19 protein-coding genes and 1 pseudogene are annotated in these 17142 nt (G+C 59.9%); 10 read left to right on the forward strand and 10 right to left on the reverse strand.

Annotated elements, in window-relative coordinates; translation table 11 throughout:
* The first annotated feature begins 4 nt into the window (after positions 1-4).
* Complete coding sequence (locus RGCCGE502_RS10860; protein WP_016554211.1) at positions 5-271, forward strand: usg protein; 267 nt, start codon at positions 5-7, stop codon at positions 269-271.
* A gap of 17 nt (positions 272-288) precedes the next feature.
* Here RGCCGE502_RS10860 and RGCCGE502_RS10865 read toward each other — a convergent pair whose 3' ends face one another.
* Positions 289-1011, reverse strand: a complete 723-nt coding sequence (locus tag RGCCGE502_RS10865; protein ID WP_016554212.1) for a DUF2270 domain-containing protein — start codon at positions 1009-1011, stop codon at positions 289-291.
* Between the two features lie 125 nt (positions 1012-1136).
* Here RGCCGE502_RS10865 and RGCCGE502_RS10870 point away from each other — a divergent pair, with 125 nt between their 5' ends.
* From RGCCGE502_RS10870 to RGCCGE502_RS10890, 5 genes are all read left to right on the forward strand, one after another.
* Positions 1137-1952: a class I SAM-dependent methyltransferase gene (locus tag RGCCGE502_RS10870; RefSeq protein ID WP_016554213.1), complete on the forward strand. Its 816-nt coding sequence runs from the start codon at positions 1137-1139 to the stop codon at positions 1950-1952.
* A 127-nt stretch (positions 1953-2079) separates the two neighbouring features.
* A complete protein-coding gene (locus RGCCGE502_RS10875) occupies positions 2080-3690 on the forward strand; it encodes a hypothetical protein (RefSeq protein ID WP_016554214.1) in 1611 nt (536 codons plus the stop codon).
* 87 nt (positions 3691-3777) lie between these two features.
* Positions 3778-4461, forward strand: coding sequence for a glutathione S-transferase family protein (locus tag RGCCGE502_RS10880; protein WP_016554215.1), 684 nt, complete (start codon positions 3778-3780; stop codon positions 4459-4461).
* Positions 4458-4790, forward strand: coding sequence for an ArsR/SmtB family transcription factor (locus tag RGCCGE502_RS10885; protein WP_016554216.1), 333 nt, complete (start codon positions 4458-4460; stop codon positions 4788-4790). The genes RGCCGE502_RS10880 and RGCCGE502_RS10885 overlap by 4 nt, the downstream gene beginning before the upstream one ends.
* Positions 4791-4798: 8 nt before the next feature.
* Entirely contained in the window at positions 4799-5275 is a 477-nt protein-coding gene (locus RGCCGE502_RS10890; RefSeq protein WP_016554217.1) for an SRPBCC family protein, read from the forward strand.
* A gap of 267 nt (positions 5276-5542) precedes the next feature.
* On the opposite strand, the gene RGCCGE502_RS10895 is transcribed toward RGCCGE502_RS10890, so the two are convergent.
* The 4 genes from RGCCGE502_RS10895 to RGCCGE502_RS10910 form a co-directional block, all read right to left on the reverse strand.
* Positions 5543-6367: an ATP-binding cassette domain-containing protein gene (locus RGCCGE502_RS10895; RefSeq protein WP_016554218.1), complete on the reverse strand. Its 825-nt coding sequence runs from the start codon at positions 6365-6367 to the stop codon at positions 5543-5545.
* 10 nt (positions 6368-6377) lie between these two features.
* Positions 6378-7214, reverse strand: a complete 837-nt coding sequence (gene ssuC / locus RGCCGE502_RS10900) for an aliphatic sulfonate ABC transporter permease SsuC (RefSeq protein WP_016554219.1) — start codon at positions 7212-7214, stop codon at positions 6378-6380.
* A gap of 106 nt (positions 7215-7320) precedes the next feature.
* On the reverse strand, positions 7321-8496 hold the full coding sequence (gene ssuD / locus RGCCGE502_RS10905) for an FMNH2-dependent alkanesulfonate monooxygenase (protein WP_016554220.1): 1176 nt from the start codon (positions 8494-8496) through the stop codon (positions 7321-7323).
* Between the two features lie 29 nt (positions 8497-8525).
* On the reverse strand, positions 8526-9491 hold the full coding sequence (locus RGCCGE502_RS10910) for an aliphatic sulfonate ABC transporter substrate-binding protein (protein ID WP_016554221.1): 966 nt from the start codon (positions 9489-9491) through the stop codon (positions 8526-8528).
* Between the two features lie 231 nt (positions 9492-9722).
* Between RGCCGE502_RS10910 and RGCCGE502_RS10915 the strand changes: the two genes are divergently transcribed.
* Together RGCCGE502_RS10915 and RGCCGE502_RS10920 are read left to right on the forward strand one after the other, a co-directional pair.
* On the forward strand, positions 9723-10616 hold the full coding sequence (locus RGCCGE502_RS10915) for an NAD(P)-dependent oxidoreductase (RefSeq protein ID WP_280114295.1): 894 nt from the start codon (positions 9723-9725) through the stop codon (positions 10614-10616).
* The gene (locus RGCCGE502_RS10920) at positions 10613-11314 is read left to right on the forward strand and encodes a DNA alkylation repair protein (protein WP_016554223.1); all 702 of its coding nucleotides are present in this window, start codon (positions 10613-10615) and stop codon (positions 11312-11314) included. The genes RGCCGE502_RS10915 and RGCCGE502_RS10920 overlap by 4 nt, the downstream gene beginning before the upstream one ends.
* Before the next feature lie 69 nt (positions 11315-11383).
* On the opposite strand, the gene RGCCGE502_RS10925 is transcribed toward RGCCGE502_RS10920, so the two are convergent.
* Both RGCCGE502_RS10925 and RGCCGE502_RS10930 read right to left on the reverse strand, forming a co-directional pair.
* Positions 11384-12373, reverse strand: coding sequence for a sugar-binding protein (locus tag RGCCGE502_RS10925; protein WP_019279868.1), 990 nt, complete (start codon positions 12371-12373; stop codon positions 11384-11386).
* Positions 12374-12420: 47 nt separating this feature from the next.
* Positions 12421-13401 (reverse strand): NAD-dependent epimerase/dehydratase family protein, encoded by a 981-nt coding sequence (locus RGCCGE502_RS10930; RefSeq protein WP_016554225.1) that lies wholly within the window; start codon positions 13399-13401, stop codon positions 12421-12423.
* A gap of 213 nt (positions 13402-13614) precedes the next feature.
* Between RGCCGE502_RS10930 and RGCCGE502_RS10935 the strand changes: the two genes are divergently transcribed.
* Positions 13615-14358 (forward strand): ATP-binding cassette domain-containing protein, encoded by a 744-nt coding sequence (locus RGCCGE502_RS10935; protein ID WP_040674400.1) that lies wholly within the window; start codon positions 13615-13617, stop codon positions 14356-14358.
* Positions 14359-14392: 34 nt separating this feature from the next.
* On the forward strand, positions 14393-15391 hold the full coding sequence (locus RGCCGE502_RS10940; RefSeq protein WP_016554227.1) for an ABC transporter permease: 999 nt from the start codon (positions 14393-14395) through the stop codon (positions 15389-15391).
* An 11-nt stretch (positions 15392-15402) separates the two neighbouring features.
* On the opposite strand, the gene RGCCGE502_RS10945 is transcribed toward RGCCGE502_RS10940, so the two are convergent.
* The 3 genes and pseudogenes from RGCCGE502_RS10945 to RGCCGE502_RS10955 all read right to left on the reverse strand — a co-directional run bounded on the left by RGCCGE502_RS10945 (position 15403) and on the right by RGCCGE502_RS10955 (position 17137).
* On the reverse strand, positions 15403-15891 hold the full coding sequence (locus RGCCGE502_RS10945) for an Lrp/AsnC family transcriptional regulator (RefSeq protein ID WP_016554228.1): 489 nt from the start codon (positions 15889-15891) through the stop codon (positions 15403-15405).
* 51 nt (positions 15892-15942) lie between these two features.
* The gene (locus tag RGCCGE502_RS10950) at positions 15943-16608 is read right to left on the reverse strand and encodes a uracil-DNA glycosylase family protein (RefSeq protein ID WP_016554229.1); all 666 of its coding nucleotides are present in this window, start codon (positions 16606-16608) and stop codon (positions 15943-15945) included.
* Positions 16602-17137: pseudogene (locus RGCCGE502_RS10955) on the reverse strand (thermonuclease family protein). The gene RGCCGE502_RS10950 and the pseudogene RGCCGE502_RS10955 overlap by 7 nt, the downstream one beginning before the upstream one ends.
* Positions 17138-17142: the final 5 nt, after the last annotated feature.

The raw sequence follows: 17142 nt of genomic DNA on the forward strand, positions 1-17142 counted from the left end.
GACGATGCACAAGGACATGGAAAGGCAGCTGCAAGGCTACGGCCTGACGACGGCCCAAATTATCTACCGCATGCCGGATCACCGAACGATCCTCCAGACCTATATCTGGCAGGATTACGACCTTGCCCCGGATTTTCCCGAGATGCGCAGTTTCCTGAAGTTCTGGCAGGAGAAGCTTGACGGGCCGCTGCATTCGGTGCGGTACATTCACCGCAAACTGATCTCGGCCACCGAATGGCGCGCGCTCAGGGGTGAATTCATAATCAACTGATCGGGCCGCACGGCCGGTCAGACATGAGCCTCCCCTTTGACGAACTCGTCTTCGTCCATCTCTCGGTGCAGTGTGCCATAGAGGATGCCGGCATAGGCCAACCCAACGACGCAGAGCACTGCCCAGCCGGGAATTGGCCCAAGTGCCGCGTTCTCGACCACATAGGTCCAGGAATGCGTCTGCGTCAGCGGATTGCCTTCGGTCTGTAGCTTGGGCGTCGTGATTTTCAAGCACCATGCGAGCAGCAGGATCAGGTACATCCAGCAATAGTTTCGCCGCAGTCGACGCTTTACCGCCCCGTAGTAACTCAGCAGAAATTGCGGATTGCGCAAGCTCTTGGCAATCGCGCCGGCCCAATCGGCTTTGAAATCGCCATTCGGCGCCAGGATCTGTGCGAAATAGCCTCGCTCAAGCTTCCGTACGCGGGCACGATAAATGTCGAAGAAACGGTAGCGACGGGCCTCGATGAGAAGGAGCAACGTAATCAGCATCATCCCGAAAAGCAGCACGCCGTGATGCGAACTCGGTGTCGAAAGTGAAACCGAAAGCAGCGCCGCCGCCACGGTGATCGCCCAATTCGATGTGCGGTCGATGCGATCCCGCCAGCTGATCATCCGGCCGAGCTCACCGCGGTAGTAGTGGCTGAGCGTATTCGTGATCTCGCCTGGAGTTGCCGGCAGCGCCGGGCGCAGACTATCCAACTCCTTCTCGAAATTCGCCTTGCTGATTTCGGCGACCATGGCATTTCCTCCATTTTGTTATTATCCATTAGAGGACGCTTATTTTGCTCCTCCAACGTCGCCATTGCAAAAGACATTCAGTCGCCGTAGACGCAGCTTTGGAATAAAAACGATGGTGAATTGCTATGGCCAAGAAGATCGACGAAGACGCACTCGCGGAAGCCTATGACCGGGCACTTGCACTCGAGAAGGAGGGCGACGTTGACGCCGCCGTGAAGGCCTATGAAGAGGTCCTCGCCATCGATCCCGAAGATCATGGCGGTGCCGCCGTGCGGATCGCCTCCATGGGCCGCGGCGAAACGCCGACCAAGGCGCCGGACGCCTATGTCGAGACCCTGTTCGACCAGCATGCCGAAGTCTTCGAGGATGTCCTCGTGGAACAGCTCGGCTACCACGTGCCGATGATGGTCCGCCAACGGCTGCAGGAATTGAAGCTCGGTCCCTTCAAGCGCATGCTCGACCTCGGCTGCGGCACCGGTCTCACCGGCGGTGCGCTCGCTGATCTCTGCGAAGATATGACTGGGATCGATATCTCCGAAAACATGGTCGAGATCGCCCACGAAAAGGAGCTCTACGAAACGCTCTTCGTCGCGGAGGTAGAAGATTTCCTGGACGACAATGACGAGGACCCGTTCGACCTCATCACCGCAACGGACGTCCTGCCCTATCTCGGCGCGCTCGAACCGCTGTTCTTCGGCGCGGCGGAAAATCTGAACCCGGATGGTTTCTTCATCTTCTCATCGGAGGAACTTTCCGAGGCTTCCGGAAACGGCCAGCCGTATATGGTCGGACCTCACCAGCGCTTCCTCCATTCGGCGACGTATATCCGCGAAAGGCTGGCGGCAACCGGCTTCACGCTCGTCGAAATGAGGGAGATCAACGTCCGCATGCAAGAAGGCCTTCCGAGCCCAGGCCATCTGGTGATTGCGCGACGTGGCTGATGGCAGTCGCGAAATGTCCACGCGACACGTGGTTTTGCGGTAAAATACAATCACTAATTGCACCTCGTTGGTAGACGAGTGACCATTTGAGGCTGAATCTCTCCGGGCAACCCTGGGGAGAGGTCGCATGGGAGAGTCGCAACCATTCAACATCGCTAACTTCCTACACTGGCTCCATTCGGAATTGCACGACTTGGACATCCAGTGGCCGGTTTTGCTTTTGGCAGTCTTTATCCCCCTGCTGCTCATCTACGCGCGCAATGACATCCGCGTGCGACGCCTGCGTATCATTTCGGACTTCATAGCCTCCTATCCGACGACGCGGGACCAGGACCCAGCGAGGGCCGGCGTTCCATCGGACAGGCCGGGCAGCAATCCAGCCCTCGAGTTTGTGACATCGAAATATTTATCCGATCTGCGCGAACCGGACGACCAACCGATCCGGCTCGGTTCCGAGGGCCTGATCAAGGAGATCGAAAGGCGGATGCGGTCGTCGCGCATCATCGGCAATGCGGGCGACCTCCGGCTGTTTCTTTCCGCGCTCGGCTTTATGGTCATTTGCTATTTCGGCTTTGGCAGCTTGCTCAAGGCGCTTGAAACCGGGCTGCAGGTTGCTGGTGTCGACGGCGCCCCAATATGTGGCGCAACAACCACGTGCTGCCCACCGAACGCGTTCCTGGGCCAGATCCGGATCATAGGCACGCTGGCATTCGCCGGCGCCTTTATCGCCGCGATCCGCCAGTTCATTCGCAGCCTCGCAGTCTTTGACCTCTCCGCCTACACAATTATCTGGCAGACAGCGGAGATATTTGCCTCCGTGGCGATCGTAATCTTCCTCTATGTCGCCTTCACCGATCCGACACGCCTGCTGGGAACGCTGGGCATGGGCGACGACGGAACACGCGATTGTACCCATATCTCTTGGGTGTGGCTGGCACTTGCTCCCTTGCTGGGTCTAGCGCCGCAGAGCGCGACCAAGTTCCTGCTCATCAAGATGCAGTCGATCATCTCGTGGATAAAGATGGACGACGACCGCTTCTATCCGGTGACGCGTGTCACCCCTCTGGATGTGCTCGACGGGATCGACTACGCCACTCGTTTCAGGCTTGAAGAGTGCGGCATCTACGACGTCCAGAACCTTGCCACCTACAATCCAATCCAGCTCCACATCGAGTCGCCTTACGGCATCTATCAGACGATTGACTGGGTCGGTCAGGCGCAGCTGTGCAATATGCTCGGCCTCCCTAAGTATCTGATGCTGAAGCAACTAAACGTCCGCACTGTTTTCGATCTGGAACGCGCGATCGATTACGGAGGACGGGACGTTACGGCTACGGAAAGAGCAGGGCCTGACGAATTCGACAAGATCTATGCGGGCGTTCTTTTTGCCGTTACCGCAGACGCGCGCAAGATCGGCGAACTCGGCGGCCTGAACGCGTTCATCATACGCAATGAACCCACAAGTTCGCCAGTACAAGGAGACAGTCCTTCGGCATCTGCTCTTCCGCCCATCCAAGCGGCAACTATCGATGAATACTTTATCTGGGCTTGCCGAACCATCACCGAGAATCCAGCGACAACGAAGGCTTGTGTCGAGCACCTGATCGGATGGATCGCCGACGATCTCCATGTCCGTCGCCTGCGCCGCATCTGGCAGGAAATGTCGGATGACCTTGGCAATCGCTCGAAGCGGTTGGACAATGGCCCGGCAGTCCCCGCACCCCCAATAGTTAGCTAAACGCGCAACTTTGTCATTGAATACAGTGCCACGACCTGATACTTAGCCAATTACGCAAGTTTCAAAACAGCGTGAAAGGCTGACCGCATGTCGCTCTTCCTCCACAGTCATCCGCTTGCATCCTTCTGCCACAAGGTCCTGATCGCCTTCTACGAAAACGCCACGCCGTTTGAGGCTGTGCACGTCGATCTCGGGAGCGAGGCGTCCAGAGCGGCCTTCTTCAGTGTCTGGCCGCTCGGAAAAATGCCGGTACTGCGCGACGAAACGCGGGGCCGCACCTTGCCGGAAACGACGATCATCATAGAGTATCTTGATCGCTATTATCCGGGCGCAACACCGCTTATCCCGAACGATTTTGATGAAGCGCTCCAAGTCAGGCTGTGGGATCGGCTCTTCGACCTGCACGTGCAGGAACCGATGCAGCAGATCGTCGCGGAGCGGCTGCGTGGCGGCGGCGATCCGAGCCGCGTGGCGGACGCCGAGGCGGCGCTACGCAAAGCCTACGGGATGATCGAGCGACAGCTTGGCGATTGCCTGTGGATCACCGGAGACAGCTTCACCATGGCCGATTGTGCGGCCGCTCCCGCCCTCTTCTACGCCGAGACACTGGTTCCTTTCGTGGACCAGCCGAGGCTGCAGGGCTACTATGACAGGCTTCTGGCCCGCCCCTCCTTCGCCCGGGTCCTTGAGGAGGCGCGCCCATTCTTCAAGTTCTATCCCTATCGTGAACGGCTGCCTGCCCGCTTCCGGCCAGATGAAGCCGCAAAATGATGCACGAGCCCGCCGCTCTCGATCAGATGTTCCATGCGCTTTCGGACCGCAGTCGACGCGGCATGGTCGACCGTCTCGGGCACGGCCCTGCCTCGGTATCCGAACTGGCCGAACCGTTGTCAATGGCGCTCCCGACAGTCATGAAGCACCTAGCAGTCCTTGAGCGAAGCGGCCTTGTCCGATCGGAAAAGAGCGGCCGTGTGCGGACATATCGACTGCAAAGGGACGCGCTGGCGGAGATGGAGCGCTGGCTCGTAGCGCATAAGGCGGGTTGGAACAGGGCTTTCGATCGCCTGGAACAGTTCCTGGCAGATGAGCAACCGGAGTGAAGAACGACATGACGAAGCATTCCGCCATGCATGCGACATTTGCGATCGAGCGAAAGATGCGGGCGCCGCTCTCACGCGTTTTTGCCGCCTGGGCCGATCCGGACACCAAGCGCCAGTGGTTCGCCTGCCACGATGAATGGGTGTCCCTCGAATACAGCCTCGACTTCCGCGTCGGCGGCCAGGAGCGAAACCGCGTCGCCGACAGCGATGGAGTTCCGCACGTTTATGAGGCGCGCTATCTCGATATCGTGCCGCAGGCGCGCATCATCTACGCCTATGACATGAAGCTCGGCGAAACACGCATTTCGGCATCTCTCGCAACAATCACCTTCGAGGCGACGCCATCAGGGACAACCATGCTCTTCACGGAGCAGGTGGTCTTCCTTGACGGTTACACCGACGGCGGTTCCCGCCGGCACGGAACCGAGATTCTGGTCGACCGCATCCAGGCCTATGTCGAACGTGAGAGCAGCACCACACACTAAGCCGCTTTCATGCTAGATTGCCGTCCGAGCAATCCCACGGCTGCGAGTAAGACGGCATGAGCGCAGGAAAGAGGCCTTCCCAAACCGGAACCGCCCCGAAAAGGCGGCACAAGTTTAATCCCAAGCGCGAGCCTAGACCCGAAGTCCTGGCAAGGGCCAACCACACGGTCGCATGGGCAGCGGCCTGGGTCGTCCTAGGCTTTCTGGTGATTGCTACCGCCGCTAGATTTTTGTTCTAGTCGCCCTTGAGGACGCCGTGGTCAAAATTCACCGAGCGGTCTCTGTTCCCAGGATCGCCGCCAACAGCCGCCCTTCAATCTCTGCCAGTGCGGGATTGCCGTGTCTGCGCGGATGCGGATAGGGAATCGCCAGATCGAGCGCAATGCGCCCCTCTTCGAGCACGATCACACGATCGGCGAGATGCACTGCCTCGCTGACATCATGCGTGACCAGCACGGCCGTAAAGCCCAATTCCCGCCAGACGCGATTGAGCAACTCCTGCATGCTGATCCGGGTCAACGCGTCGAGTGCCCCGAGCGGTTCATCGAGCGCCAGTACGCCCGGCTTGCTCACCAGTGCCCGCGCCAGCGCGACACGCTGCCGTTGTCCGCCTGAGAGACGGGCCGGCCATTCGTTTGCTTTTTCGACAAGCTGCATCTCGGCAAGCACCGCCTCGGCTTCCCCAAGGGCGACACCTTTGTCGACGCCATCCCCCAGCCCGACCGCCACATTTTGGGCAACGCTCAACCAAGGGAGCAGGCGCGGCTCCTGAAACACGATCCTCGCGTTCCCTTGGGCATCCGCGCCGTCTGCGTTTTCAAAGTGCAGTTCACCGCTCGTCGGCTCATCGAGCCCCATTAGAATGCGCAGGAGCGTACTCTTGCCGCAGCCGCTCTTGCCGATGACCGCGACGAACTGCCCGGCCGGAATGTGGAGATTGATGCCGCGCAGCACACGATTGCCGCCGAAGCTCTTCTCAAGTGCTCTCATGGTAATCGTCGCGGCCCCGGTGCGTTCTGGCGTCGTACGATCGGACTCGTATTCGAACTCGCCAGCGGTCCCTTGAAAACGTTCATGCGCAATGATGGTCATGACGCCTCTCCTACTTCTGATAAACCGGGTTCCACTTGAGCGCCCGACGTTCGAGCGCCCGAGCGACAACATCGGCAAGCTTGCCGAGGATGGCGTAAATCACCAGCGCCAGCACCACGATGTCCGTCATCATGAATTCGCGCGCGTTGTTCGCCATGTGACCGATACCGGATGAAGCAGCGATCGATTCCGATACGATCAAGGTCAGCCACATGATGCCGAGTGCGTAGCGCAGGCCGACGAAGATGGACGGCAAGGCGCCGGGAAAGATCACCTTCCTGAACAACGTCCAGCTTCCCATACCATAGACGCGACCCATTTCGATCAGGTCACGGTCGACGTTGCGGACGCCATGATAGGTGTTGAGATAGATCGGAAAGAGCACGCCGAGCGAAGTCAGGAACAACTTGGATTCTTCGCCGATCCCGAACCAGAGGATGACCAGTGGGATCATGGCTAGATGCGGGATCGTGCGCAGCATCTGCAGCGTCGTATCCGTCAGTTGCTCCGAGATTTTCGAGACGCCGTTGGCGATGCCGAGCAGGAAACCGATCGAGCCGCCGACCAACAGGCCGGCAAAGGCTCGGCCGGCGCTGACGAGGATATCGTGCGGCAACTGCCCTGTGGCGGTTGTCGACCAGAATGCAACGGCTACATCAGCCGGTGACGGCATGATGCGGGAGGAGATCCAACCGGCCGAAGAAGCCAGTTGCCACACGGCGATGATCGCCACGGGCACGAGGAAGGGCAACAGCTTATCTCGCCCCGGAAGAGGCAGACGGATATTTCCCTTGCGTTCAACGCGGTCGGTCAGTGTCCGCCCAATCGGCGTATCGAAAGTCGACATGAAGGTTTTTCCTCGCGGCTTGCTCCACCTCAACTTCGGAGAGGCATGGGGGCGTGGTCATCAATGAAGAAGCACCGCCCGATTGCGGGCGGCGCCGTCTGGCGGGTTAGGAGCCGGAAACCACCTTCAGGTTTCCGCCATGGCTGCCGCCACCGAAAGCCTGATGCTTGGCGAAATCGGTCTGGAAGCCGTGCCGTTGCTCGTCGCGGGCGATCCCGAGTTCCGGGAACAACAGCTCGGCGACGCGATAGGCTTCTTCGAGATGCGGGTAGCCGGACCCGATGACGGTATCGATGCCGACGTCCTGATATTCGCGCAGCCGCGCGGCCACGGTCTTCGGCGAGCCGACCAGTGCCGTTCCTGCACCGGCGCGCACCAGGCCAACACCGGCCCACAGGTTCGGTGAAACTTCCAGCTTGTCGCGCCTGCCGCCGTGCAATGCTGCCATGCGCTTCTGACCGACGGAATCGGATTCCTTGACGAAGCGCTCCTGTGCCTCGCGGATCGTCTCATCGTCGAGCTTCGAAATCAGGCGATCGGCCGCCGCCCATGCCTCCTCATCTGTCTCGCGGACGATGAAGTGCAGGCGAATGCCGAAGCTCACCTCGCGGCCCTTTTTCGCAGCGGCCGCGCGCACCTTCTCGACCTTTTCGGCGACCTGTGCAGGTGGTTCGCCCCAGGTCAGGTACTTGTCAACGCGGCCGACAGAGAAGTCGATGCCGGCATCCGACGAACCACCGAAATAGAGCGGCGGACGCGGGTTCTGGACTGAGGGAAAACCAAGCTTCGCATTCGTTGCCTTGATGTACTTGCCGTCATAGCTTGCGACACCTTTCTCGAGCAGCTCTTCGAAGACCGTGAAGAACTCATCGGCATGGGCATAGCGCTCGTCATGGGCGAGATGAATGCCGTCGCCGGCAAGCTCCGCCGGACTGCCGCCGACGACGATGTTAAGCAGCAGGCGTCCATTCGAGATGCGGTCCAGCGTTGTCGCCAGGCGGGCGTAGTAAGCCGGCGACGCTGTGCCCGGGCGGATGGCGACCAGGAATTGCAGCCTCTCGGTCTTGGCGGCAAGTGCTGCTGCCGTCACGAAGGATTCCTCACAGGCAACGCCTGTCGGCAGCAGCACCCCGGAGTAGCCAAGTCGATCGGCCGCCTGGGCGATCTGGGTGAGATAGCCGATCTCGGGCGCACGCGTCTGCTCGTTCGAACCGAGATAGGCGCCGTCCCCCGAGGTCGGGATGAACCATAGGAAATTGATGGGATCGTGTTTGCCGGTCATGGAATGATGCCTTCTAGTCGGAATGGAAATCAGCTTGCCTTGGCGCGCCAGACGATGTCGCCGGTGTTCAACTGCTTCGGAACGATGCCGAGCTTGTAGAACTCATCGGCCAGCCCCTGCTGGTAAGCCGCAGCCGCGTCCGTAATGCCGGAAACACTGCCGAGATCGGCCCCAGCTCGCGTCAGCGTCACACGCGTCACTTCGGGCGGCACGCCGGTGATTTCGGAGAGCTCCTTGACTGTCTGATCGAGATTGCCCTGCGCAGACCGCCCGACCTGCTTCAGTTCATCAAGCACATCGGTGATGACCTGGCCGTTTGCGTCGGTGAATTCGGCATTCGCCAGGAAAAAGCTGTAGGAGTCGACGATGCCTTCGGCCGTTGTCAGGATGCGCGTTTCCGGATCCGCCTCCGCGATCGCGAGATATGGATCCCAAATCGACCAAGCGTCGATGCTGCCATTCTTGAAAGCGGCTGCGGCGTCCGCCGGGCTGAGATCGACGCCCTCGATATCCTCAGGCGTCAGCCCAACCTTGCGCAGTGCCTTCACCGTGACGTTGTGGGCGCTCGAGCCGCGCTTGAAGGCAACCTTCTTGCCCTTCAAATCTTCCAGCGACTTGAAGGGGGCGTCCTTTCTGACAAGGATCGCCGAGCCGGCCGGGCTGCCTCGATAAAGTCCAACATAGTACAGCTGACCACCGGCGGCCTGCGCGAAAAGCGGAGGGACATCGCCCGTTGCGCCGAAGTCGAGCGCACCGGCGCCGAGCGCCTCAAGCAGGGGTGGGCCCGAGGTGAACTCTGACCAGCTGACGGTGATGCCTCGGTCGGCCAGCCGCTTTTCCAGCGCGCCGCGGCGCTTGGCCAAGGCCAGAACGCCATTTTTCTGCCAGCCAATCCGAAATTCGGTCGCTGCCGCACGTGCACCCTTGACCCCGGGCAGCAACGCCGTTGCCGCTGCCGCGCCAAAAAGCCCCAATGTCTGACGTCGTGAAATCATCGTCGTTCCCTCCTTAGGAGTCGGCCTGGTCTCTCGCCGGTCCCGCGTTTCGATGCTTCAATCTTGATAAACTCTATTAAATCGATCGACCTTTATATTTATTATCTTTTGGCGCTTGCGGGATTATCCGAACCAGCGTTCGGCTCTTTCAGGGAAAATTTTTCCGTCTCGAGGTTGCCGGGCTCTTCCGACGGCTTTCCGGGCGGCGTGCTTTCGGTTAATCCTCATGCCCTGCATTCAGGAAAGGATAGACACATGACAAAAGTCGCATTCATCGGTCTTGGCGTGATGGGGTTCCCCATGGCTGGCCATCTCAAGGTGAAAGGCGGCCACGATGTCACGGTCTACAACCGGACCACGGAAAAGGCGGCTGCCTGGGTGGAGAAATTCGGCGGCAAGTCCGCCCCAACGCCGGCAGAAGCGGCGAAGGATGCGGACTTCGTCTTCACCTGCGTCGGCAACGACGACGATCTCCGCTCGGTGACAACGGGCGAGGACGGCGTTCTCCTGACGATGAAGCCGGGCGCTATCCTCATCGACAACACGACTGGAAGCGCGGAAGTTGCCCGCGAGCTCGATGCCGCCGCGAAAGCAAAGGGCTGTGCCTTCATCGACGCTCCGGTATCGGGCGGACAGGCAGGTGCCGAGAATGGTGTTTTAACCGTCATGTGCGGCGGTGAAGAAACCACATTCGACAAGGCGAAGCCGGTGATCGATGCCTATGCACGCATGGTTGGCCTCATGGGGCCGGCCGGTGCCGGCCAGCTCACCAAGATGATTAACCAGATCTGCATAGCCGGTCTCGTGCAGGGACTTGCTGAGGGCATTCATTTCGGCAAGCGCGCCGGCCTCGATATCGAGAAGGTAGTTGAGGTCATCTCCAAGGGCGCGGCCGGCTCATGGCAGATGGAGAACCGCCACAAGACCATGAACGCGGGCAAGTACGACTTCGGCTTCGCCATCGACTGGATGCGTAAGGATCTCGGCATCGTCCTCAGCGAGGCGCGCCGCAACGGTGCGAAGCTGCCGGTGACAGCCCTCGTCGACCAATTCTACGGTGACGTTCAGGCCATGGGCGGCAATCGCTGGGATACGTCCTCGCTGCTGGCTCGATTGGAGAAATGATCGCCCCCTCCTCCAGCGCAGCGGAGCTCATCGCACATCTGCGGACGCTGCGCTCTGAGGAAAGCATATCAGGCATGGCCCGTTTCGGGATCGTCACCGAAACCGCGCTTGGGATCTCCAATCCGGATCTGCAGAAGATCGCGAGGATAGTGAAGAGAAGTCATCCCCGCTCGCTCGAGCTTTGGCAAAGCAACATCCGCGAGGCGCGCCTACTGGCGCTCTATACGGCCGAACCGAAGAGGCTTACGCCGGACCTCGCAAGAACATGGTCCGATGACTTCGCCTCGTGGGAGATCGTCGACACGGCGGCGGACCTCTATGTCGAAGCCCGTCTCGAGCCGCTGATATCGGAGTTCGCGGCCGACGATCGTGAGTTTGTTCGACGAACCGCCTTTGCCATGATCGCGAGCGCTGCTGTTCATATGAAGAAGGAACCGGACGAAACCCTGTTGGCGTGGCTTCCTCTCATTGAGTTGCATGCCGGCGATCCACGCAATTTCGTGCGCAAGGCGGTGAACTGGGCGCTGAGGAACATCGGCAAACGCAATCCGCATTGCCACGCGAAGGCACTTGCGGTCGCGGAAAGCCTCGCCGCATCCAGCGACCGGACCGCGCGCTGGATCGGGAAGGATGCCGTGCGGGAACTGACAAGCGAGAAGGTCATTGCCAGGGTGGAACGAAAGTCCGCCGACCGATGACCGGCGCCTCACTTGTGTTGAAAACAGCGGACGGAGAATCTTCGTCCGCCCGCCGTTCCTTCTGCCCAACTATTTCTGGATGCACGTATCGACCGTGTCCTTCGTGCACTCATCAAGACCGGTGAAAACAGGATCCGGGACGGTCTTGCCGGCGATCAGATCCATCATCACCGACGGTGCCTTGTAACCCATTTCAAAAGGCCGCTGGCCGACGAGCGCCGTAACGAGGCCCTCCTTGGCAATCGCGACTTCATCGCCGATCGTGTCGGCCGCACCGATCACGAACTCGTTCTTGCCGATCTTGTCGGCCATCGGCTTGAAGAGATCCCGATAGGGCTGTGGTGCGCCGAACAGCGGCCAACCGCCCATGATGCCAAAGGCATCGAGATCGGTATTGGCGGCGAGAATGTCGGTCATGGCCTGAACGCCCTTGGCGCCATCGTCATTGGTAAAGACTGGGCAACCGGCAACTTCCGTCCACCCACCCTCGCCTTTCAGCGCCGTCAGGCCTTTCTGGCCGGTCAGCGTGTCACGCATTCCCTGCGCACGACGCAAAATGTTGTCGGCGCCGGGGTTGCCTTCGATCGTGCAGATCTTGCCGCCCTTCGGCTTGGCTTTCTTGATGTATTCGCCGATGCGGGCGCCCATCAGATAGTTATCGGTGCCGAGATAGGTTTTGCGCAGTGCCGAATCCTCGGCAGCAAGGTCGGCATCGAGCGTCATGACAGGGACCTTCGGATTTGCCGTCTTCAGCGTCTGCGCGATCAGCTTGGCGTTTGACGGAGAAATAGCGATGGCCGCCGTTTCGGATTTACCCAATACGTCCTGAACGATTTGCGCTTCGCCGGCTTCATCGGAAGTCGATGCGGGACCGGTGTAGAAGCATTCATATTCGGAGTCCGGGTTTTCCTTGTTCCATTTCTGGCAACCCTGGTTGATTGCCTCGAAGAACGGGTTGTCGAGCCCCTTCACGACAATGACCAGCTGTTTCTTCGCGGCAAGGGCCTGTCCAGCCGTCAGCGCCAGCACCGCGGCTGTAAGCAATAATGCCTTCCTCATAGCTTCCTCCCATTTAAAAATGGCGGACGCCATCGCCCGCCACATGATCAACCCGGATACCAGACGATGCGAGGATCCTCCTCCGAACGCATATACCCCCAGGCCGAGTCGATTAGCATTTCCAGATCGTAGACGGGCCGCCATCCCAGCAGGTACTTGGCCTTGCTATTGTCCATCCAGTTCGAATGGAACTGGCTTGGGATGTCGACCGAGTTGAGCCCGCGCGTGCGCGCCAGATGGGCGGCGACCTCGCCATAGTCGACTGGACGGTCCATGCAGATGTTGAAGAGCTGGCCTTTGGCGCGCCGATTGTCGAGCGCCGCAAGGATCGCGGAGACAAGGTCATCCACATGCACGAAATTGCGCTTCAATGGGCGACCGTCAGCGTCACGCAGGAGCGGGATCGTCTGTTCCCGCGCATAACGCACAGCGTCGCTCGCCGGAACAAGCGTCTTCCAGTCCGGCCCGCCGAATACGTCATCACCGAACGACAACGTGAACTTGAAATCATCCTTCTCCATGATCCAGGGCGCACGAAGACAGCAGCCATTGATGCCGTACTGGATCTGGAATTGCTCCAGCATCACCTCTTCCAGAACCTTCGACAGCGCGTAGCACCCGGGATAGGCTTGGTGCGGCGTGGTCTCGGTGATCGGCGCTTCATGGCGATAGAAGAAATGGCCGATTCCGGCATCACCGCCGATAAGAATGAACTGGCGCGCAGTGCCGCTCGTCCTGAATGCCTCGAGCAACCAGAAAAGTCCCTTGACGGTGACGTCCATGACGTCCTCAGGCGTTTCCTTGCATGTCGCCAAATGCACGACATGTGTGACGTCGGCAAGCGCCTTGGTTACCGTCTCGCGATCGCTGATCGAGCCTCGGAATGTTTCGATCCGCTCGGTTTCTGGGCACAAGCGATTATGACAAAGCGCGCGAATGCGCGCCTTTGAAAATCGCGGATCGTCGAGCAGCCCAGCGATGAAGTGCTGCCCGACCTTGCCCGTTCCACCGGTGACAAGGATCAGCATACTCTCCTCCACCAATAGCTAATATACAGACACCTACGCGCGTCAATCGAATTGTAGTACAAAACGAATAATTGTAACGGAGCCCGTAAATTAGCAGCATCCGATTGACGGTTTCGCGCGGTTCTGGGTAATGTTGCAACGGCTCGCGAGGGAGGAACTGGCGAGCCACATCGCGGCCCGAAATAGGGGTTTCGGCTTTAGGAGGCTAGACGGCTGGTGGCAGTTCTCGAGCTCGCCAACATATCAAAACACTTCGGCGCCATACAGGCTGTCAACGACGTTTCGTTTTCACTGGAAGCGGGAGAGGTCGTTGGGCTCATGGGCGACAATGGCGCCGGAAAATCGACACTCGTGAAAATGATCGCCGGCAACTTTCGGCCGAGTCATGGCGCGATGCGGCTTGATGGTCAGGATCTCATCCTTCACAAGCCGATCGATGCGAGACAGCGCGGCATCGAGATCGTCTATCAGGAACTTGCGCTCTGCAACAACCTCACCGCCGCTGCCAACGTATTCCTTGGCCGCGAACTCCGCCGTGGCCTCGGCCCGCTGCGCATTCTTGACTACCGGACGATGTACAAGCGCGCCGGCGAAATCTTCAAGGAACTGAAATCGGAGACGCGCCCGCGTGACCTCGTGAAGCAGATGTCGGGCGGCCAGCGCCAAGCCGTCGCGATCGCGCGCACCATGCTGGCCGAGGCGAAGCTTGTGCTGATGGACGAGCCGACGGCTGCCATTTCTGTTCGTCAGGTTGCCGAGGTCCTCTCCCTCATCCGGCAACTGCGCGATCGCGGCATCGCCGTCATCCTGATCAGCCACCGCATGCCCGACGTCTTCTCGGTAGCGGATCGGGTGATCGTTATGCGGCGCGGCCGCAAGGTTGCCGACAAGCAGATCGGGGCAAGCTCGCCGGAGGAAGTCACGGGGCTCATAACAGGCGCAATCGAACAGGTGTGAACAAGCACCGGATGCAAGCGAACGAAGGTCGACCATGGCAATAACCCTCGATCAAACGATAGCGCAGAAACAGCGTAACTGGCTGTCGTCAGTCTTTGCGAGCCAGACGTTCTGGGTCCTCATCGCCGTCGTTCTCGCCTGCATTTTCCTGTCCTTCGCCACGAGCTCCTTTGCCACCCCCACCAACCTCTACAACATCACCCGCAATGTCACCTTTGTCGCGATCATCGCGCTCGGGATGACGCTTGTGATTGTCACCGGTGGCATCGACCTCTCGGTCGGTTCGGTGCTTTGCCTCTGCAGCATGGTATTGGCAGTCACCATGCATGCCGGCTATGGCATCGGAACCGGCATTGCGGCTTCGATCGGCACGGCGCTCGTCGTCGGCGCCTTCAACGGGCTCCTGATCGCTTATCTTGGGTTCCCGCCCTTCGTCGTCACCCTTGGTATGCTGTCGATTGCCCGCAGCCTCGCGATGGTTGCCTCGAACAACACCGTTGTCTTCCAGTTTGGCCCGGACCACGACAAGCTGCTGGCGCTTGGCGGCGGCGCATGGTTCTTCGGCATAGCCAATCCGGTGCTCTATATGGCAGTGCTGGCCCTCCTCACCGGCTTCGTGCTGCGGTGGACCCGGTTTGGTCGTTATGTGTTCGCCATCGGTGGAAACGAGCACGCCGCAACGCTGACGGGCGTGCCCGTCAGAAAGATCAAGGTCGCCGTTTACATGATCTCGGCACTCTCGGCTGGGGTCGCCGGCATCATCCAGACGGGCTGGCTTGGCGCCGTGACCACGAACATCGGTGCGGGCATGGAGCTACAAGTTATCGCCGCAGCCGTCATCGGCGGCGCCAATCTCGCCGGTGGCGTCGGCACTGCGTTCGGCGCCATCGTTGGCGCGGCACTGATCGAAGTGATCCGCAACAGCCTTGGACTATTGGGGATCAACGCCTTCTGGCAAGGCACCTTCATCGGTGGCGCGATCGTACTCGCGGTTCTGTTCGACCGGCTCAGAAATCTCCGCCAGAGCGAGTAGCTGAGGAGCCCTCAGTCCTCGTTCGACTTGGCGTTGTCGAGGATCATATAGTCGAGCGGCAACTGCGTCGAATACTTGATCTGTTCCATGGCAAAAGCAGACGAGACGTCACGAATCTCGATCTTCGCGATCATCCGCTTGTAGAACGCGTCATAGGCCGCGATGTCAGGCACGACGACGCGCAGCAGATAGTCCACATCGCCGCTCATGCGATAGAACTCGACGACCTCGGGGAAGTCGGCGATGACCTCCGAAAAGCGTCGCAGCCACTCGATCGAGTGCGTTGCCGTCCGGATCGATACAAACACCGTGACCTTGGTGTTGACCTTCTCCGGATCGAGGATGGCCACACGGCGCTTGATGACGCCGTCTTCTTCCATTTTCTGGATGCGCCGCCAGCAAGGTGTCGTGGAGAGCCCGACCTTCTTGGCAAGATCGGCCACAGCCAAAGTCGAATCCTCCTGCAAGAGACGCAGGATCTTACGGTCGAGACGGTCCATACAGCAAAGCCCCTTCGAATTATTTTCTCTGTATAGCGCGATTCCGGGAGTTTAAAAGAATTTTGTTTCAGACAGCAGTGCCGCAATCCGCTCGCGCAACGTCGGCAGCAACTCTGCTGCGAACCAAGGATTGCGTTTGATCCAGCCGGTGTTTCGCCAACTAGGATGCGGCAGCGGAAAAATGACCGGCGAGCCCGGACGCGAAAGGGCCGTGTGCCAAGCCCGCACCGTCTCCGTCATATTCTCGCGGCGCTCCGGGCCCATGTGCCAAGCCTGCGCATATTGGCCGACCACGATCACCAGTTCGATCTGCGGCATTGCCGAAATCACCCTGCTCCGCCAATGCGGCGCACATTCCCGCCGCGGCGGCAGGTCGCTTCCCTTGGCGTCGTAACCAGGAAAGCAAAAACCCATCGGCACAATGGCAAAACAATCGCGGTTGTAGAACGTCTCCCGATCGACCTGCAGCCAATCGCGCAGGCGGTCACCGGATGCGTCGTTGAACGGCAGACCCGTCTCGTGGACCTTGAGCCCCGGCGCCTGCCCCGCGATCAATATCCTCGCCTTGGAAGAGATGACCGCGACCGGCCGCGGCTCATGTGGCAAGCGCGCACCAGGCCCACCAAACGGTGCGTCACGACAGATCCGACAGGCGGCAATCTCCTGCCGAAGGCGATCCAGCGTGCGCTCGTCCGGCGCGCCTTCGTCTGTCACCATCCGAGCAATCCCGCAATTCCCCGCACATTCGATCTTGGCGCATGCTCGCGCACACTGCGCGGCATCTCAAACGTCCCAGCCCAGAGCCCGACCTTCTCCATTCTCGCTTGCCTCTCCTCGTCACCATAAGCGCCATAGGACACCGCCATGCCGCTCCGCACCATCACGGCGTTCAAATCGACGCCGCAGCCCGGCAGATCACAAGCAGGCGATCGAAGCGGTCCCGCTCCGTTCCAGCGCACTGTGTATCGGCCGCCCCAACAAGACGTTGCAATGCCCGCTTCGCCTCCTGACCGCAGGTCCATACGCCACCTGCCCGTTCGCATGCCTGGCTGAGCTCGGGTGCATCGATGCCGTAGAGCCGCATCCGCTCATTGCCGAGATTCAGACTGTCACCATCCGCTGCATGAAATCGGCCGGAATGGACCGTTTCTGTCTTGTCGTTCAACTTCGCCGCAATCAGCCACAGGAACGCCAGCAAAGCCAGCGCCGTCACGCCGTCGCGCATCACCCGCCAACCGCGCGTCACGCTTT

The organism is Rhizobium grahamii CCGE 502 (assembly GCF_000298315.2).
GTDB lineage: Bacteria > Pseudomonadota > Alphaproteobacteria > Rhizobiales > Rhizobiaceae > Rhizobium > Rhizobium grahamii.

Coding starts and splice junctions, on each gene's coding strand:
- RGCCGE502_RS10860 (WP_016554211.1), top strand. CDS start 5: ATGCACAAGGACATGGAAAGGCAGCTGCAAGGCTACGGCCTGACGACG.
- RGCCGE502_RS10865 (WP_016554212.1), bottom strand. CDS start 1,011: ATGGTCGCCGAAATCAGCAAGGCGAATTTCGAGAAGGAGTTGGATAGT.
- RGCCGE502_RS10870 (WP_016554213.1), top strand. CDS start 1,137: ATGGCCAAGAAGATCGACGAAGACGCACTCGCGGAAGCCTATGACCGG.
- RGCCGE502_RS10875 (WP_016554214.1), top strand. CDS start 2,080: ATGGGAGAGTCGCAACCATTCAACATCGCTAACTTCCTACACTGGCTC.
- RGCCGE502_RS10880 (WP_016554215.1), top strand. CDS start 3,778: ATGTCGCTCTTCCTCCACAGTCATCCGCTTGCATCCTTCTGCCACAAG.
- RGCCGE502_RS10885 (WP_016554216.1), top strand. CDS start 4,458: ATGATGCACGAGCCCGCCGCTCTCGATCAGATGTTCCATGCGCTTTCG.
- RGCCGE502_RS10890 (WP_016554217.1), top strand. CDS start 4,799: ATGACGAAGCATTCCGCCATGCATGCGACATTTGCGATCGAGCGAAAG.
- RGCCGE502_RS10895 (WP_016554218.1), bottom strand. CDS start 6,367: ATGACCATCATTGCGCATGAACGTTTTCAAGGGACCGCTGGCGAGTTC.
- ssuC (WP_016554219.1), bottom strand. CDS start 7,214: ATGTCGACTTTCGATACGCCGATTGGGCGGACACTGACCGACCGCGTT.
- ssuD (WP_016554220.1), bottom strand. CDS start 8,496: ATGACCGGCAAACACGATCCCATCAATTTCCTATGGTTCATCCCGACC.
- RGCCGE502_RS10910 (WP_016554221.1), bottom strand. CDS start 9,491: ATGATTTCACGACGTCAGACATTGGGGCTTTTTGGCGCGGCAGCGGCA.
- RGCCGE502_RS10920 (WP_016554223.1), top strand. CDS start 10,613: ATGATCGCCCCCTCCTCCAGCGCAGCGGAGCTCATCGCACATCTGCGG.
- RGCCGE502_RS10925 (WP_019279868.1), bottom strand. CDS start 12,373: ATGAGGAAGGCATTATTGCTTACAGCCGCGGTGCTGGCGCTGACGGCT.
- RGCCGE502_RS10930 (WP_016554225.1), bottom strand. CDS start 13,401: ATGCTGATCCTTGTCACCGGTGGAACGGGCAAGGTCGGGCAGCACTTC.
- RGCCGE502_RS10940 (WP_016554227.1), top strand. CDS start 14,393: ATGGCAATAACCCTCGATCAAACGATAGCGCAGAAACAGCGTAACTGG.
- RGCCGE502_RS10945 (WP_016554228.1), bottom strand. CDS start 15,891: ATGGACCGTCTCGACCGTAAGATCCTGCGTCTCTTGCAGGAGGATTCG.
- RGCCGE502_RS10950 (WP_016554229.1), bottom strand. CDS start 16,608: ATGGTGACAGACGAAGGCGCGCCGGACGAGCGCACGCTGGATCGCCTT.